This is a genomic window from Pseudomonas putida (assembly GCF_001976065.1).
Classification (GTDB): Bacteria; Pseudomonadota; Gammaproteobacteria; order Pseudomonadales; family Pseudomonadaceae; genus Aquipseudomonas; species Aquipseudomonas serbica.
The window spans coordinates 720,943-738,023 of sequence record NZ_MNAH01000003.1 but is presented as its reverse complement, the minus strand read 5'-3'; the positions used below and the strand labels follow the sequence as shown (position 1 = coordinate 738,023).

Annotated in this window: 13 protein-coding genes and 2 tRNA genes; 4 read left to right on the top strand and 11 right to left on the bottom strand. The window is 60.3% G+C overall.

All coding sequences use genetic code 11. The features are described from left to right. Nucleotides 1-128: 128 nt before the first annotated feature. The 4 genes from BKX96_RS14615 to BKX96_RS14600 all read right to left on the bottom strand — a co-directional run bounded on the left by BKX96_RS14615 (nucleotide 129) and on the right by BKX96_RS14600 (nucleotide 4,727). Nucleotides 129-1,424 carry a virulence factor family protein gene (locus tag BKX96_RS14615; RefSeq protein WP_077184411.1) on the bottom strand — a complete coding sequence of 432 codons (1,296 nt, stop codon included), beginning with the start codon at nucleotides 1,422-1,424 and terminating at the stop codon, nucleotides 129-131. Next, nucleotides 1,424-4,066, bottom strand: a complete 2,643-nt coding sequence (gene mprF, locus BKX96_RS14610; protein ID WP_077184408.1) for a bifunctional lysylphosphatidylglycerol flippase/synthetase MprF — start codon at nucleotides 4,064-4,066, stop codon at nucleotides 1,424-1,426. The genes BKX96_RS14615 and mprF overlap by 1 nt, the downstream gene beginning before the upstream one ends. Nucleotides 4,067-4,343: 277 nt before the next feature. Then, a tRNA-Met gene (locus tag BKX96_RS14605) sits at nucleotides 4,344-4,420 on the bottom strand. A gap of 230 nt (nucleotides 4,421-4,650) precedes the next feature. Next, nucleotides 4,651-4,727, bottom strand: a tRNA-Met gene (locus tag BKX96_RS14600). A gap of 298 nt (nucleotides 4,728-5,025) precedes the next feature. Between BKX96_RS14600 and dinB the strand changes: the two genes are divergently transcribed. Further along, entirely contained in the window at nucleotides 5,026-6,087 is a 1,062-nt protein-coding gene (dinB, locus tag BKX96_RS14595) for a DNA polymerase IV (RefSeq protein WP_046816555.1), read from the top strand. Nucleotides 6,088-6,148: 61 nt separating this feature from the next. Here dinB and BKX96_RS14590 read toward each other — a convergent pair whose 3' ends face one another. From BKX96_RS14590 to BKX96_RS14575, 4 genes are all read right to left on the bottom strand, one after another. Then, nucleotides 6,149-7,105 (bottom strand): hypothetical protein, encoded by a 957-nt coding sequence (locus BKX96_RS14590; protein ID WP_046816556.1) that lies wholly within the window; start codon nucleotides 7,103-7,105, stop codon nucleotides 6,149-6,151. A 17-nt stretch (nucleotides 7,106-7,122) separates the two neighbouring features. Then, nucleotides 7,123-8,838 carry a proline--tRNA ligase gene (locus BKX96_RS14585; RefSeq protein ID WP_077184405.1) on the bottom strand — a complete coding sequence of 572 codons (1,716 nt, stop codon included), beginning with the start codon at nucleotides 8,836-8,838 and terminating at the stop codon, nucleotides 7,123-7,125. A gap of 142 nt (nucleotides 8,839-8,980) precedes the next feature. After that, nucleotides 8,981-10,540 carry an AmpG family muropeptide MFS transporter gene (locus BKX96_RS14580; RefSeq protein WP_046816558.1) on the bottom strand — a complete coding sequence of 520 codons (1,560 nt, stop codon included), beginning with the start codon at nucleotides 10,538-10,540 and terminating at the stop codon, nucleotides 8,981-8,983. A gap of 44 nt (nucleotides 10,541-10,584) precedes the next feature. Beyond that, nucleotides 10,585-10,965: an MGMT family protein gene (locus BKX96_RS14575; protein ID WP_178134187.1), complete on the bottom strand. Its 381-nt coding sequence runs from the start codon at nucleotides 10,963-10,965 to the stop codon at nucleotides 10,585-10,587. Between the two features lie 136 nt (nucleotides 10,966-11,101). Here BKX96_RS14575 and BKX96_RS14570 point away from each other — a divergent pair, with 136 nt between their 5' ends. Then, complete coding sequence (locus BKX96_RS14570; protein WP_077184402.1) at nucleotides 11,102-12,109, top strand: DUF481 domain-containing protein; 1,008 nt, start codon at nucleotides 11,102-11,104, stop codon at nucleotides 12,107-12,109. Between the two features lie 158 nt (nucleotides 12,110-12,267). On the opposite strand, the gene BKX96_RS14565 is transcribed toward BKX96_RS14570, so the two are convergent. Next, nucleotides 12,268-12,477 (bottom strand): cold-shock protein, encoded by a 210-nt coding sequence (locus tag BKX96_RS14565; RefSeq protein ID WP_002554837.1) that lies wholly within the window; start codon nucleotides 12,475-12,477, stop codon nucleotides 12,268-12,270. A gap of 354 nt (nucleotides 12,478-12,831) precedes the next feature. Here BKX96_RS14565 and dcd point away from each other — a divergent pair, with 354 nt between their 5' ends. Together dcd and BKX96_RS14555 are read left to right on the top strand one after the other, a co-directional pair. Then, nucleotides 12,832-13,398, top strand: a complete 567-nt coding sequence (gene dcd / locus BKX96_RS14560) for a dCTP deaminase (protein WP_046816561.1) — start codon at nucleotides 12,832-12,834, stop codon at nucleotides 13,396-13,398. Between the two features lie 107 nt (nucleotides 13,399-13,505). Next, nucleotides 13,506-13,715, top strand: coding sequence for a hypothetical protein (locus BKX96_RS14555; RefSeq protein WP_017336784.1), 210 nt, complete (start codon nucleotides 13,506-13,508; stop codon nucleotides 13,713-13,715). Nucleotides 13,716-13,833: 118 nt separating this feature from the next. Here the strand turns inward: BKX96_RS14555 and pdeM are convergent, their stop codons facing one another. Then, entirely contained in the window at nucleotides 13,834-14,493 is a 660-nt protein-coding gene (pdeM, locus tag BKX96_RS14550) for a ligase-associated DNA damage response endonuclease PdeM (RefSeq protein WP_077184399.1), read from the bottom strand. After that, complete coding sequence (locus tag BKX96_RS14545) at nucleotides 14,490-16,979, bottom strand: ligase-associated DNA damage response DEXH box helicase (RefSeq protein ID WP_077184396.1); 2,490 nt, start codon at nucleotides 16,977-16,979, stop codon at nucleotides 14,490-14,492. The genes pdeM and BKX96_RS14545 overlap by 4 nt, the downstream gene beginning before the upstream one ends. Between the last annotated feature and the right edge of the window lie 102 nt (nucleotides 16,980-17,081).

Sequence of the window (17,081 nt, the reverse complement as noted above, 5' to 3'; positions counted from 1 at the left end):
ACAGTGATGTCGCCTGACCCACCGCTTTCGCGAGCAAGCCCGCTCCCACATTTGGATTTCTGTTGCTTGCAGGAATGAAAAAGCCCCCGCAACCGAACGGCAGCGGGGGCTTTTTTGTGCGGCTCAGATCACTCTTGAGCTTCTGTTTGCTGCGCTTGCCGCTTCTCGATCACATCCACCAACCGCTGGGCCAGGGCCGGGTAGTTTTCATCGAAGTGGTGACCACCGGGCAACTTGATCGCTTCGCCCACCGCGCTCTTGTCGGTGCAGCCGCTTTCGTCGACTTCTTCCTCACCGTAGATGCACACCACTTTGGCGGCGGGCAACTTGGCCATTTCCGGGCCGGTGGCGGCTTCCTTGCCGGCGTTGCCGAGCCAACCCTCGACTTCGATTTCGAAGCTGCCGGTGCGGGCGAAGGCCAACAGGATAATGGCGTCGACGCGCTGCTGCTCGGACTCTGCCAGGCGGTTGTAGATCGCCGGCAGCACATCGGCGCCGAACGAGTAACCGGTCAGGATGAAGCGCTTGGTGCCCCATTTCTGCCGGTAGTGCTGCATCAGCTCGGCGAGGTCCAGGGCGCTTTGCTCGGGGCTCTTGTGCTGCCAGTAGTAGCGCAGGGTGTCGATGCCGACCACGGGGTAGCCGATCTTGGCCATCTCGCCCGCGACGTCGCGGTCGAGGTCGCGCCAGCCGCCATCGCCCGACAGGAACAGGGTAACCGTATCCTTGGCCTGGCCGGCGGGCACTTCCACCACCGGGATCTGCAGGCCACCGGCGTCCTTGTCGCCACCGACCAGCAGTTTGCGCAGTTCGTTGTTCAACACTTGCGGCAGGTTGATGTCGTAGTCGCTGATGCTGGTTTCGGCGTTGGGCTGGTCTCGCACGAAACCGGCGCTGGTGTCGTCCGGGTTGTCGTTCCACGCCACCAGCCAGTGGCCATGAGCAGCGCTCTTTGGCAGCAGGTGGGTGCAGCCGGGTTTTTCCAGCGCCAGGTCCACCGACACGGCCTGGGCGTTGTCGTTCTTCTGCTCGGACAGCCAGCGCCAGGCCAGCACCGCGCCTGGGCCTATGCCGCTGACCAGCGTGGCCGGGCCCTTCAGTTCCCGCAGGCCCGACTGCAGGGCACGGCTTTGCAGCAGGCAGTCCTTGGGCAGGATCACCTGGACAATCTGCGCCGAACCGCTGCGACTCAGGGTCAGCAATTGCTTGTCGCTGAGCTTCTGGTCTTCGTTGACCGCCACCAGTACCTGGGCTTTTGCCGTGGTGCCGGGGATGACCCGGGTCATGGCCGCGCCGCCGGCAGCGGGTAATTGTTCGAGGGTCGGTTCCGGGGCCGGGCGTTTGAGGTACCAGTAGCCACCACCGAGAATCAGGGCCACCACTACCAGGGTGCCCAGTACATAGCGCAGGGAGCGTTGAATCATCAGCGTTTCACCAATCCAGTCAAGCCACCCGCGATCAGGGCGGCAGTGTCGGCCAAGGCAACCAGCGGATCGAGTCCGGCGGGCACGGCCATATAACGGGGTTCCCAGTCAGGCTGGAACTTGTCTTTGAAGCGGCGCAAGCCTTGGAAGTTGTAGAGCTGCTCACCACGGCGGAATACCATCGAGCCCAGGCGCTGGGTCAAGGGTGCACCGCGACGGGGCTGCAGCCCCGACAATGGCACCATGCCCAGACTGAAACGCGCGTATCCGTGACTCTTATAGTGTTGGATCAGGCCGACCATCATGAACTCCATGGTCAGCTTGGGGGCGTCCGGGTGTGCGCGCATCAGGTCGAGGCTGGCCAGGTCATGGCCGTAGGTCTCGAGCAGGTTGGCGAACGCCACCGGGCGTCCTTCGAAACGGATCACTGCAATGCGGAAGTGCTTAAGGTAATCGTCGCTGAAACGGCCGAGGGAGAAGCCTTTCTCGCGCACGTTCTTGCCGGTCAGCCAGGCATCGGAGATGACCTTGAGCTCATCCATTGGCGCTTGTCCTGGTTCATGGATTTCCAGCGACAAGCCATCGCGGGTTCCACGGTTCCAAGTGTAACGCAGGTCCTTCATCTCTTTGCCCTTGGCCTCAAGGTCAAAGCGCACGAGATCGACCCTGGCTTCTTCGCCCAGTTTGATCGCGGTCAGGCCGATGTCCATGTAGTACGGCAGGTTTTCCGCGCGCACTTGATAGAACACGGGGCGGGCGTGATGGATATCGCACAGGTCGCGGAACTGCCAGATCATTTCCGCCCGTTGCTGGCCCGGGCCGATCGGGTCATACAGCGCCACGAGGCTGCGGCCGCGACGGGCGTACATCAGGAACGCCTCATCGTTGGGGTGGAATAGCAGTGCCTTGTCGCCGGTCAGGGCCAGGCCACCATCCGGTTGCGCGGATGCCATGAGGATCTTGCTTGCGCGCGCAAGCTCATCGGGTGTGGGCAGGTGGATCACCGGGCGTGCGGTGCGCAGCAACCAGGTCAGCGAAACCACCACCAGCAGGACTGCCGCGCCGAGCAGCGAGCGCAAGCCACGGGGGGCATCGGCATCGAGGGTGAACTGCCACCAGAGTTGATGGCTGTACGGAACGTCCTGGTAAGCGAACAGCAGCAGCCACATCGAGGCGCCGAGTACGCACACGCTGGCCACCAAGTACAGGGGTGAAAACGGCAGCTCGGTCAGGCGGCTGGGGCGATAGAACGAGCGACGGAAAACCCCCAGCAGGCTCGCCGTCAGTACCATCAGCGTGGCTTCCTCCCAGTCGAAGCCCTTGAGCAGGGAGAGCAGGGCGCCGACCAGCAGCAGAATGGTGGTCAGCATCCACGCCGCCGACAGGCGACGACGCAGGCCCTGGGCCAGCAACAGGCACAACACGCCGATCAGGCTGGCGCCAAAGTGCGAGGCGTCGACCAGGCGGTGCGGGATCAGAAAGCCGATATGTTCAAGGCGCGTGTCGATTTCCGGGGTCGCGCCGGAGAACAGCAAGACAACACCGGACAGGAACACCAGCAGCGCCAATATAGGCGCGGCCAAGCCGGAAGCCGCGCGCAGGGTCTGGCGCGTCTGGAACAAGCGCTGGCCTTCGCTGATCAGCAGGAACAGGCAGGCCACCAGCATCGGCAGCACCACATAGATCAGGCGATAGAGCAGCAGGGCGGCGGCCAGTGGAGCAGCGCCGAGTGTGTCGGAGAAGGCCGCGAGCAGGATCGCCTCGAACACGCCGACGCCGCCCGGCACATGGCTGAGTACGCCAGCGGCCAGGGCCAGCAGGTACACCAGAAGAAAGGCGCCGAACGGCGGTGCTTCCGGCAGCAACAGATAGAGCACGGTGGCGGCGGCGGCCACGTCCAGCGCGGTAATGATCAGTTGCAGGAAAGTCAGGCGGCGCCCGGGCAGGCGCAGGGTGCGGCGGCCGATCTTGACCAGCAGGTTGTCGGCGTAAGGTTGTTCCGGCAGGCGGCGGCGGTAGATACCGATGGCCAGTACCGTAAACAGCAGCAGCACAGCCGCCGCCAGGGTACCCAGCAAGATTTGCGAAAGCCCCAGGGCGGCGGAGGCGTCGGGCAGGTCGCTGAGTGTCGCCAGCGCGGCAAGCGGTGGCAGGGCGCAGCCGAGCGAGAGGCTGGCGAACAGCGTCATGCGTGCGACTTCAGTGGCCCCCAGGCCATGACGCGCATACAGGCGGTAGCGAACCGAGCCGCCGGACAGCATCGAAAGACCAATGGCATTGCCGATGGCAAAAGCGGTGAAGCCGCCCAGCGCCAGGGTTCGTGGTGCCAGGCTTACGCCGGCGTAGCGGCTGGCCGACCATTCGTAACCGAGCAAAATGATGAAGCCTGCGACGGTAGCGCCCAGCGCGCCCAGCAGTGCCGGTTGCGGAACCTCGAGGATCGAGTCGTGCAACGCGTCCAGGTCGAGTTCGCTCAACAAGTGACGACAGGCAATCAGCGCGATGGTGAACAACAGTAGGGTGACCGCCAGGCCGATGGGTTGGCGGTACTTGCTGATTCGATCAAGCAAGCGTAACCGCTGCGCCTTGATCGGCTGTGTCGCTGTGACGGTGTCTTGTGGATCAGACGAGTTGGCGCGCATCAATCACCTCTTGGATTGTGCGCGACAGGATGGGGGTATCCAGCCAAGTTACCAATCCCTGTAGAAAAAAATAATCACAAATATTAACGACTGGCACCCTGTCCCGGTGACAGTTCGTCGTCAGTCGTAGAGGGCTCATCCTGCGATTGAGCATAGTCGGAACCCAGCGAATCGGTGACCCGGAGGGCTCACTGCACAGTGACAGGTCATTGTTGCGAAAGGACTTTTTCAACAGATACAAAAAAGGCCACTCTTTCGAGTAGCCTTTTTTGATGTTTGGTTGCGGGAGCCGGATTTGAACCGACGACCTTCGGGTTATGAGCCCGACGAGCTACCAGACTGCTCCATCCCGCGTCTGTGTGGCGGCATTCTATAGAGAATCGCCGGGGTGTCAACCGTTAATCCCCAATTGAGTCAAATAAGTGTGAGAAAGCGCAAAGCACGGGGGAGGTGACATAAGTTGTGGAATCAAAACGATTTCTCATTGCCGCGTATTGCAAGTCACTGCGAGGCTTGGGCAGGCCGACGACAAAAACTGACACGCACAAAAAAGGCCACTCTTTCGAGTAGCCTTTTTTGATGTTTGGTTGCGGGAGCCGGATTTGAACCGACGACCTTCGGGTTATGAGCCCGACGAGCTACCAGACTGCTCCATCCCGCGTCTGTGTTGGCAATTCTATAGAAATACGCCGGGGTGTCAACCTGCTATTTTGATAAAACCTGTTCCTGTTCAATCGCTTAGCTGCCGATGGTGGTGTGCTGGAGGCCTGAGAGGCAGGCATGGCAAGGGCTGCGGCTCTATTGGGGGGCTCTTCTCGATTGAGAAAATAAATTTCTCACAGGTTTCCTACGAGTAAAAAAGAACCAACAAGGTACTGGTGCTATATACAGTTGTCAGTGAGATACTGTTTTTCCTACACCGCGTGACGCTATTTCTACACCATGAACACCGCGTTGAAATGACCCAGCGAAAAATCATCCACGTCGATTGTGACTGTTTCTACGCCGCCATCGAGATGCGGGATGACCCGCGCCTGGCAGGAAAACCCTTGGCGGTCGGCGGGTCGGCGGACCGACGTGGGGTGATTGCCACCTGCAATTATGAAGCGCGGGCCTATGGCGTACGTTCAGCCATGTCCTCCGGGCATGCCCTGAAGCTGTGCCCGGACCTGACGATCGTCAAGCCGCGCATGGAAGCCTATAGGGAAGCGTCCAGGGAAATTCATACGATCTTTCGCGATTACACCGACATCATCGAGCCGCTTTCCCTGGATGAGGCCTACCTCGATGTGTCGGACAGCGCTCATTTTGGCGGCAGTGCGACGCGAATTGCCCAAGACATACGCCGACGCGTCTCTAATCAGTTGCACATCACCGTCTCCGCCGGGGTGGCGCCCAACAAGTTCCTGGCCAAGATCGCCAGCGACTGGAAAAAGCCCAACGGGTTGTTTGTCATTACCCCGGGTCAGGTCGAGGCGTTTGTCAGTGGCTTGCCAGTGAGCAAGCTGCACGGGGTCGGTAAAGTCACCGCCGAGAGACTGGGCAAGCTCGGCATCGTCGACTGCTCGCAACTGCGCGAATGGAACAAGCTGGCGCTGGTGCGCGAATTCGGCAGTTTTGGCGAGCGGCTCTGGAGCCTGGCCCGGGGGATCGATGATCGCCTGGTGCATAACGACAGTCGCCGCCAGTCCATCAGTGTCGAAAACACCTACGACGTCGACTTGCCGGATCTGCGCAGTTGCCTGGACAAATTGCCGGAGCTGCTGGAGACCCTGGCCGGTCGCATGGCACGAATCGACAGCAGCTATCGGCCGGGCAAACCTTTCGTCAAAGTGAAGTTCCATGATTTCACCCAGACCACGCTAGAGCAGGCCGGGGCAGGGCGGGATCTGGGCAGTTATCAGCTGTTGCTGACCCAGGCGTTCAATCGAGGCGGTAAACCGGTGCGGTTGTTGGGGGTAGGGGTCAGGCTGGAGGATTTGCGGGGCGGGTTCGAGCAGATGGAATTGTTTGAGCGTTGAAAATCAAAAGATCGCAACCTTCGGCAGCTCCTGCAGGGGCTGCGATCTTTTAACAGGCGCCTCAGTTCGGACGGGGATCCGCCGCCACGAGTCGCCCGGCATCCTTGGTCAGGGATTTGAGGAATTCGGCCTGCAACTCGGGGTCGTTGCGGGTCAGTTCGATCAGGCTCTGTTCCAGTTCGGTGGCTTCTTCTTCCAGACCCAGCTCCGACAGGCGCTTGACTCGGTGAACCCACTGGCTCACTTCGTCATCTTCCAGGTCGTCGTAAATCAACCCATGGGCTTCGAGCAACTTGCCGCGCAAGGTGCTGCTCAGCGCCAGCGACGAATCGCTGTGCACTTCGTCCTTGGCGTCCTGGACGTTGATCTGCAGCTTGGTCAGGTGATTGAGGTCATGTTCGGCGAACGGGCTGTCCAGCAGGTTCAGGCGCAATACGCCATTCTTGTCGGTGCTCAGCTCGAAGGTTTCCTTGCCGGCCTTGACTTCGACTGGGCGCTCGCTCCAGGGCAGGCTCGAATACTCCGTGCGCTTGTCGAGCTGGACTTCATCGATACCGGCCAGGTTCTGCTGAGCGCGTCCATGGGACTGCACGTTCATGAACGGGTTGAGCCCGGCGAAGCCGTAGCTGAACCAGTCCTTGGTCATGCTGTCCGGCAGATTGCCCAGGGCGAACACGTTGGCCACATTGGCGCCGACACCGGCCACCACCGCGACCGCGCCCAGCGGGATCTCGTAGACCTCCCGCCAGGGTTGGTACGGGGTGTAGCGATCGTAATGGCGGGTGACCTCGAACTCGGTGACTTCAAAAGTCTTCTGCTCGTGGATTTTCACCCGACGTTGCGGCAGCTCAAGCACCTTGGGCTCGCCAACATCGATCTGCAGGCTATGGTCGAGCAGTTTTCGCTCGACTCGTTCCTCGTGCTCGCTGCGTTGTGACATGTGGTTGGCACAGCCGCTGACCAGCAGGGTGCCGCACAGGGCGGCACCACCGAGGCCTAAGGTGTTTCGCTTGAACATGACGTCTCTATCTGGTTTCAGCGGCGGATACGGGCCTGAAGGAAAGGCAGTACGTCAGCGACGGGCAGCGCTTGCGGCTCGGCCTCGGTACGGCTCTTGTATTCCAGGTTGCCTTCGGCGAGGCCGCGGTCGCTGACCACGATCCGGTGAGGAATGCCGATCAGCTCCATGTCCGCGAACTTGATGCCCGGGCTGGTTTTCTTGTCGCGGTCATCCAGCAGTACTTCGAAGCCGGCAGCAGTCAGTTCGGCATACAGCTTGTCGGTGGCTTCGCGAACCAGTTCGGTTTCGTAGCGCAGTGGCACCAGGGCAACCTGGAAGGGGGCCAGGGTGTCGCTCCAGATGATGCCTTTGTCGTCGTTGTTCTGCTCGATGGCAGCCGCGACCACGCGGGAGACGCCGATGCCATAGCAGCCCATTTCCAGGGTCACCGGCTTGCCGTTCTCGCCCAGCACTTCGCACTTCATCGCCTTGCTGTACTTGTTGCCCAGCTGGAAGATGTGCCCGACTTCGATGCCGCGCTTGATTTCCAGGGTGCCCTTGCCGTCGGGGCTAGGGTCGCCGGTGACCACGTTACGCAGGTCGGCCACGGTCGGTACTGGCAGGTCGCGCTCCCAGTTCACGCCGAAGTAGTGCTTGTCGTCGATGTTGGCACCGATGCCGAAGTCACTCATCAGCTCGACGGAACGGTCGATGATGATTGGCAGTGGCAGGTTCAACGGGCCCAGGGAGCCGGCGCCGGCGCCAATGGCGTCACGCAGCTCGGCATCGCTGGCCATGACCAGCGGGCTGGCCACGCCTGGCTGGTTCGCCGCCTTGATTTCGTTGAGTTCGTGGTCGCCACGGATGATCAGGGCGATCAACTTGCCTTCTTCCTCGGCATGCACGATCAGGGTCTTGATGGTCTTTTCGATCGGCAGGTTGAAGCCTTCGACCAGTTGCGCAATGGTCTTGGCGTTCGGGGTGTCGACCAGACGCAGTTCTTCGGTCGGCGCCGCGCGCGAGGTCTCGCGTGGCACGGCTTCGGCCTTCTCGATGTTCGCCGCGTAGTCGGAACCGTTGCTGAAAACGATATCGTCTTCGCCGGACTCGGCCAGCACGTGGAACTCGTGGGAACCGGCGCCGCCGATGGAGCCGTTGTCGGCTTCTACAGGGCGGAACTTCAGGCCCAGGCGGGTGAACACATTGCAGTACGCCTGGTGCATGCGGTCGTACGTAACCTGCAGCGAAGGCTGGTCAGCGTGGAACGAATAGGCGTCCTTCATGATGAATTCGCGGCCGCGCATCAAACCGAAGCGTGGACGGATCTCATCACGGAATTTGGTCTGGATCTGATACAGGTTGATCGGCAGCTGCTTGTAGCTGCTCAATTCGTTGCGCATCAGGTCGGTGATGACTTCTTCATGGGTCGGGCCGGCGCAGAAGTCGCGACCGTGGCGATCCTTGAAGCGCAGCAATTCAGGGCCGTACTCTTCCCAGCGCCCTGATTCCTGCCACAGCTCAGCCGGTTGAGTGCTTGGCATCAACACTTCCAGCGAACCGGCGGCATTCATTTCTTCGCGAACGACGGCTTCGACCTTGCGCATCACTCGCAAGCCCATCGGCAGCCAGGTGTACAGGCCCGAGGCGAGTTTGCGGATCATGCCGGCGCGCAGCATCAGCTGATGGCTGATCACGACCGCGTCGGAAGGCGTTTCTTTCTGTGTGGCAAGCAAAAATTGACTGGTGCGCATGGTTGGCCGTTATCGATTGCTGATGACGAGAAATGACGGAGCATTGTACGGGCGAGTTCCGCTGGCGTACAGGCGTGCGGTCGGTGCGGTGGCAGGAGGACGGAATTGCCTCCGTCCTCTGTAGGATTTCTGCGATTGTTTCCTAGGATTCTTCCACAACCTGGGTCGGAACCGGTTCCGGCGTCGGTGTAGGACCTGCGCGACGGTTCTCCTGGAACCAGTGCAGGGCGATCAGCAGCAGCGTCGGAACCCCCAGCAGGGCGGTGATCAGGAAGAAGTTGTGGTAACCGAATTTCTCGACCATGACGCCTGAATAACCGCCGATGAGGCGCGGCAGCAAGAGCATGATCGAGCTGAGCAGGGCGTATTGGGTGGCGGAGAACTTGAGGTTGGTCAGGCTCGACAGGTAGGCGACGAACGCCGAGGTCGCCAGGCCCGAACTGAAGTTGTCCAGGGAAATGGTGAGGATCAGCATGTTCAGGTTGGCGCCCATGTCAGCGAGCATCAGGAACAATATATTGGTGCCCGCCGACGCTACGCCGCCAATGAACAGGATTGGCAGGATGCCAAAGCGCACGATCAACAGGCCGCCCATGCCGGCGCCTACCAGGGTCATGATCAGGCCAAAGATCTTGCTGACGCTGGCGATCTGATCCTTGGTGAAACCCTGGTCGATGTAGAACACGTTGGCCATGACGCCCATGACCGTATCGGACATCCGGTAGGTCGCGATCAGCCCCAGCAGCAGTAGCGCTTGCCAGCGATAGCGCAGGATGAAGTCGTTGACCGGCGTCAGCACCGGCGCCAACCCCCGGCGCCCGATGGCCGAGAGGCACAGGGCAGTGAGCGTGGTGTAGAGGATCGCGCGCAGGAACGCGCGGTCTTCAAGCAGCAGGTCGAGCAGGCTCACGCCTTCGAACAGCACGCTGGCGAAGTCGGTGTTGTAGAGCTGGGTAAACATCGCTGGTACGGAGACCAGTAGCACGATCAGGACGAACACCGAAGCCAGTTGATGCGCAAAACTGTAGCGTCCGGCCTGCAGTTGCGTACGCAGGGGTACCGAAGGTTCGCGCATGACGAAAGAGGTAAGCAGCGCCGGGACCATCAGGGCACCGAACAACAGGTAAGTGCCGGCCCATGCCGAATGCTTGTAGTTGAACCCGGTGGAGCCGAAGCCCTCGGCAAAGAACAGTGCGCCGGCCGTGGCCAGCAGTGCCGCGATGCGGTAGCCAGACATATAACTGGCGGCAAGCGCCGCCTGGCGACTGTCGTCGGCGATTTCCAGGCGGTAGGCGTCCACCGCAATGTCTTGGGTTGCCGAGGCGAACGCGACGACCACCGCGATGGCGATCAGCCAGGACAAATGCTTTTGCGGGTCACAAAAACCCATGCCGACCAGGCCGAGAATGACCAGCCCTTGCGACAGCACCAGCCAGGAACGTCGTCGGCCGAGTTTGCCGAGCAGCGGAAGGCGCCACTGGTCGAGCAGGGGGGACCAGACCCATTTGAAGGCATAAGCCAGGCCGATCAGGCTCGCATAGCCGATGGTTTCGCGCGCCACACCGGCTTCACGCAACCAGACCGAAAGCGTCGAGAACACCAGCATGTAGGGCAGGCCGGCGGCGAAACCCAGCAGTAACAGTACGAGCGTCGAAGGGCTGGCATAGGCAGCAAGCGCGGCGCGCCAGGTTTTACGGGGCATGGGCTGGAGTCTGCCTCAAGAAATACGGAAACAAAGCGCGCACTCTAACCGCTGTGCTCTACCGGGCGCCACCCATGGCGCTGAATATCAACACGATTATTCTGGATACTGATGCCCTCCATGCGCAATCGCGCACGTTGTTCGTCCCCGGAAGCACTGCCTGCGGGCAGGCTCAGGCGCCCGCCGGCACCGAGCACGCGGTGCCAGGGCAATTTGCTGTCGCCGGGCAGTTGGCTCAGTGTCCTGCCGACCCAGCGAGCGGCGCGTCCCAGTCCCGCCAGTTCGGCGAGTTGACCATAACTCACGACCTTGCCTTCGGGTACTTGCGCGAGTGTCAGGTAGAGCGCCGTGCGTCGGATTTGCGCGGCACTGTCGGGTTGTTCGGTTGGCTCGATCACGTTCGCAGTTCCTGAAGTCGTTCGCAGTACCGTCTGTAGAGTAAAGGCTGGATCGCCAATTGAGAAATGAACTCATTAGAAATAGTCGGGTCAGTCCTTGCTAGGGTCTTATTCCTGCGAATAATGCCGACTTTTTTTCGCGAACCTGAGCCTGTATTTGCTTATGTTGTCCAGAACGTTGCTATGCCTCGCTGTTGTCAGTGCCTCCACTCCCTTGCTCGCAGATACCGTCTGGTTGAAGAACGGTGACAAGCTGAGCGGCAAGATCATCCTGTTCGATGGCGGCAAGTTGCTGGTCCAGACTGAATATGCGGGGGCGGTCCCGATCGACTGGAAGCAGGTCAAGACCCTGGAAAGCGATCAGGAGTTGCTGGTCAAGCAGGACGCCTACACCGGCGAGAAGGCCAAGTCGCTGCATACGGCAGAGGATGGCAAGGTCACCCTGGAAAACGGTGAGGCGCCCAAGACGGTCGAGCTGGCGAGTGTCCAGCAAATCCTCAAGCCCAAGCCGGTGGTCGAAGACCTGGTGTGGAAAGGCAATATCGATGCGGCGCTCGATTATCAGCGGGCTGACAAGGATACCGACGATTACGACATCGATTTCAAGACTACGGCACGCCATGGTCGGTGGCGGCATACTGCAGAAGGCGAGTACAACCGCGAATTCCAGGATGACGTGGTCACTACGGATAATTGGCGCGCAGAGTACTCCCTCGATCGCTTTCTGACGGAAAAATGGTTCTGGCAAGGTCGCCTGGTGTACAAGCGTGACAAGGTCGAAGACCTTTCCCGTCAGCGTACTGTCGGCACCGGTCCTGGTTATCAGTTCTGGGATAACGAGCTGGGGGCATTCTCCCTGGGCTCGCTGGTCAACCGCACGGATTATCAATTCAGCGATGGCAGCAAAGAGAACTTCTATTCTGTCGCGATGAAGTGGGACTACAACCGTTACCTGATTGGCAAGAAAGTCGAATTCTTCACCAATGGCGAGGTGGGCAAGCCGTTGTCGGGCGTGGCCGAATACGCGTTGGATGCCGAGATGGGCTTGCGTTACAAGGTGACAGACTGGGCATCGCTGAACCTCAAGGCTGAGCGGGACATTATCGACGGCACCGATGATGCTGACCTGGACAAGACCCGATACACGGCCGGATTTGGCGTGACCTGGTAAACGCAAAAAGATCGCAACCTTCGGCAGCTTCTACAGGGTGTACATCAATCCTCTGTTGGAGCTGTAGAAGGTTGCGATCTTTTTTGCCCGACAAAAACAGGCGGGCACAAAAAAGCCCCGCTGTTGAGGGCGGGGCTTTTTACTAAAGCAAGTACAAGTTAGATAACTTGAACTTCTTCAGCTTGCATGCCTTTCTGACCGCGGGTAGCGATGAAAGAAACCTGTTGGCCTTCTTTCAGGCTTTTGAAGCCGTCGGATTGGATAGCTTTGAAGTGAACGAACAGGTCGTCACCGGATTGTGGAGTGATGAAGCCGAAGCCTTTTTCATCGTTGAACCACTTAACGGTACCGGTTTGGCGATTAGACATGGTGTAACTCCTTGAACAAAGATAACTGCGACTCAGGAAAAACCCTGGCCGAGACTGAGTGCAAAGAGCAGGAAAAATTCTTGTAGATGGTTGGATCGAAATTCAACATATCGTGTAGAGATTCTCAGTGACACAAGCAGCACAGTGACGCCACCTTAACCCTTTTTCCGGAACGTGCCAATGCTTCTTGCGAAGGTTTCTCTGTTTTAAGGATCGACGGTGTGTCGGTTCGTCGCCAATGCAGGTAATTCTTGGATGTCTGGCGAGGAATTGCAGCGCGGACTTTGAACCCGGCGGCGCGCCCGGTAAGATGCCGGACAGATTTTTTCCACCTCGCTATTCAGGACACCCGCCATGAGCATCAAATCGGACAAGTGGATTCGCCGCATGGCGCAGGAACACGGCATGATCGACCCTTTCGTCGAGCGCCAGGTGCGTGGCAGCGACGATAGCCGGGTGATCTCCTACGGCGTGTCCAGCTACGGCTACGATGTGCGTTGCACCAATCACTTCAAGGTGTTCACCAACATCAATTCGGCGATCGTCGACCCGAAAAACTTCGATGCCGGCAGCTTCGTCGACATCCACAGTGACGTGTGCATCATTCCGCCGAACTCCTTCGCGCTGGCCAGCACTGTCGAATACTTCCGCATTCCGCGCAATGTATTGACCATTTGCCTGGGTAAGAGCACCTATGCGCGTTGCGGCATCATCGTCAACGTCACGCCGCTCGAGCCTGAGTGGGAAGGCCACGTGACCCTGGAGTTTTCCAACACCACCAATCTGCCGGCGAAAATCTACGCCAACGAAGGCGTGGCGCAGATGCTGTTCCTTGAATCGGACGAAGAGTGCGAAGTGTCCTACAAGGACCGTGGCGGCAAATACCAGGGCCAGCGCGGCGTCACTCTGCCGCGTACCTGAGTCAGCCGTCTGACGAACCGTGGGAATTCCTGGGCGCGCGTACACTCTATGGAATGTACTGTTCCGATTCGCGCAAAGCGGGTCGGGCCATCGCCCAGGAGTGCTTTATGAAGATCGACCCGCGTATAAGTGCCGAACTGGCAAGGCTTGAGCCCAATCAGGTTGGCGTCCTGGCCTGGTCCTTGTTGGCACACCCGCCAATCAGCATGGCCGGTGGCATCCCCGGCCAGCCTGATCCCGATACCCCCAACGAACAACCGACCGAACCCGGCGAGCCCACTTTGCCCGACGAACCGCCTCCTGCGCCGGTTGCCTGACATCGCCTGCGTTTGCCGGTGTTTGTAGGAGCGAGCTTGCTCGCGAAGAACGTGAGGGCAATGCGTTTTCCCGGGAAGCCCGCGTCAGCGTTAACGTCCATCGCGAGCAAGTTCGCTCCTACAAGGACACCGGCCAAATTTCGTTGTCGCCGATGACAAAAATCCTGCAGTCGTCGTCCCGTTCAACCTGATAGCCGCCGGTAAACGCGCCAAAGGCGGGTAGCAGGCTGATATCCCCGCCAAGTCTGAAACAGGCCAATCGCAGGCTCTGCCGACCCCGTCCGTTCAGGCGATAAACCGGATGCACGTGCCCGGCGAGCACGTGCCGTTGCGGGTGCGGCTTGGGTTCGTGTTGCAAGGCGAACGGCCCCAGCAGCAAGGGCTCAGGCACCACGCGAATGTTCAACGAAGCCGGCGGGTCCCCGGCGCGCCTGTCGTGGTTGCCGCGAATCAACGTCATCGGCATTTCGGCGTAGCGTGCTCTCCAGTCAGCCAAGGCGTTCAGGGTGGCGCTCGCATGTGAGCCCGGTCCGTGAAGAAAGTCCCCGAGGAAAATCAGCTGTCGGCAAGGCAAGCTGGCCAGCAGTCCGTCAAGCACGGCGATATTGCTGCGGGTGGTGCCCTGCGGGACCGGTTGGCCAAGGCTTCGGTAAGCGGCGGCCTTGCCGAAATGCACGTCGGCGATCAACAGGGCATGTTGCGCTGGCCAGTAGAGGGCTTTTTCCGGCAGCAGCCAAAGCTCCTCACCGGCCAGGCGCACGGGGTAGGGCGAACTCATCGTGCTTTCCCCATACCGGCGGTTTTCTCGAGGTCGCTGACCATGCGCCTGATGCGGTCGGCGAGTTTTTCCGAGCTCATGCTCTCGCGCATACGTTCCACCAGCAGTGGAAACCCGAGGGGCGTAGGACGTTTGACCAGATGCAGGTCGAGACGCAGACGACGGATGTGCGCCAAGGTCTGTTCCAGGCGATGAATATCCAGTTCTTCGCGCAGGACTTCTTCGCCGGCTTGGGCTAACAGCAGGTTTTCCGCGTCGTACTGTCTGAACACCTCGAAAAACAATCCGCTCGACGCTTGAACCTGACGTGTGCTTTTCGGTGCGCCGGGGTAACCGGCGAACACCAGTCCGGCGATCCGGGCGATTTCCCGAAAGCGCCGCAAGGCCAGTTCTCCGGCATTCAGGCTGGCGAGTGCATCCGCCAGCAAATGCTCTGGACTGAACAGGTCGGGGTTCAATGCCTGCGCCCAATCCACAGGGGTGGCGCTGAGCAGTTCCAGCCCGTAATCATTGACCGCTATGGAAAATGTCAGTGCCTGCTGCTGGCTGACTCGCCACGCCATCAAACTCGCGAGGCCCAGATGCACCTGGCGGCCGGCGAAGGGATACAGGAACAAGTGCCAGCCCTCACGGGACTTCAGCGACTCGGCCAACAACGATTGCGACGTCGGCAAACCAGACCAGCGTTGCTGCACCTCCAGCAGAGGGCGCAATGCCTGCATTTCCGGGCCACTGAACTCGCCGTGCGCCGCTGCACTGAACCGCTCGACCACCGCTTGTGCCAGTTCATTGGAAAGTGGCATGCGCCCGCCATTCCAGCGCGGCACCGCGGCTTTCTTCACGGTGCTGCGTTTGACATAGGCGGTCATGTTTTCCACGCGCACCAATTCCAGCAGGCGACCGGCAAACAGAAAACCGTCACCGGGTTTGAGCCGTGCGATGAAACCTTCTTCAACACTGCCCAGTTGCTTGCCGCCGCCGCCCTTGCTCCAGAACTTCAACTGAATACTCGCATCGCTGACAATCGTGCCGATACTCATGCGGTGGCGTCGGGCAAGTCGCGCATCGGGTACCCGCCAGATTCCCTGTTCATCCGGTTCGACCCGGCGGTAATCCGGATAGGCTGTCAGGGAAAGTCCGCCATGGCGTACGAAAGCCAGGGCCCAGCTCCAGTCCGCCAGGGTGAGATCACGATAAGCCCAGGCTGTGCGTACTTCATCAAACAATTCATCGGGCACAAACCCACCGCCCAGGGCCATGCTGACAAGATGCTGGACCAGCACATCCAGAGGTTTATGGGGTGACTTTCGAGGTTCGACCCGTCGTTGCGCCACCGCGTCCTGTGCCGCTGCCGCTTCGATCAGCTCCAGGCTGTGCGTCGGTACCAGTGTCACCCGTGAAATCCGCCCCGGCGCATGCCCCGATCGGCCCGCACGCTGCATCAGCCGCGCCACGCCTTTGGCCGAGCCAATTTGCAGCACCCGTTCCACCGGCAGGAAATCCACTCCCAGATCCAGGCTGGAGGTGCAGACCACCGCCTTGAGTTGACCCTCCTTGAGGGCGCGCTCCACCCAGTCACGGGTTTCACGGGATAACGAACTGTGGTGCAGTGCGATCAGCCCGGCCCAGTCCGGCCGCGCTTCCAGCAACGCCTGATACCAGATCTCCGATTGCGCTCGAGTGTTGGTGAAGACCAGGCTGCTGGCGCTGGCTTCCAGTTGCGCGGCGACCTGCGGCAACATTTTCAGACCGATATGTCCGGCCCATGGAAAGCGTTCGATCTCGGGCGGCAGCAGCGTGTCGACCTGCAGTTTCTTTGGCGTGCGGCCTTCTACACTGACGCCGCCTCCCTGTGGGATCAAAACCTGTTCGGCGTGGGCTTGATTACCCAGCGTTGCGGAAACGCCCCATACGATCAATTGCGGATTCCAGCGGCGCAGACGGGCGAGGGCCAATTGCAGTTGCACGCCGCGTTTGTTGCCGAGCAGTTCGTGCCACTCGTCGACCACCACCATGCGCAACGTCGCGAGCGCCGTTGCCGCGTCTGCCCTGGCAAGCATCAGGGTGAGGCTTTCCGGCGTGGTGATCAGGGTGGTAGGGAGGCGCCGGCTCTGGCGCGCGCGTTCGCTGCTGCTGGTATCGCCCGTACGCAGGCCGACGCTCCACGGAATCTGCAGGTCTGGCAACGGCCCTTGCAGCGCGCGGGCGGTGTCCGCCGCCAAGGCGCGCATCGGGGTAATCCACAGGACTGTCAGGGGGGGAGAAACTACTTTTCGTTTACGCGAAGTTTCAACAGTCGGGGAGCAGCAAGCGAAGCGATTGAGTGCGCCAAACCAGATCGCATAGGTCTTGCCGGCGCCGGTGCTGGCATGGAGCAACCCGGACTGCCCGTGCTCGACGGCCGCCCATACCTGTTTCTGGAAGTCGAACGGCTTCCAGTCGCGAGCGGCAAACCAGCGTTTTGCGAAGTCGTTTTGGGTTCCCATTCGGGCCGCATGCGCTCTGAAAGGCTTCTTTCAATGACCACGTCGGGCTGGCAAAGGTTTAATCAAATGCCTGGCTCGGCTCACTTGCCGCTGCGCCATCCG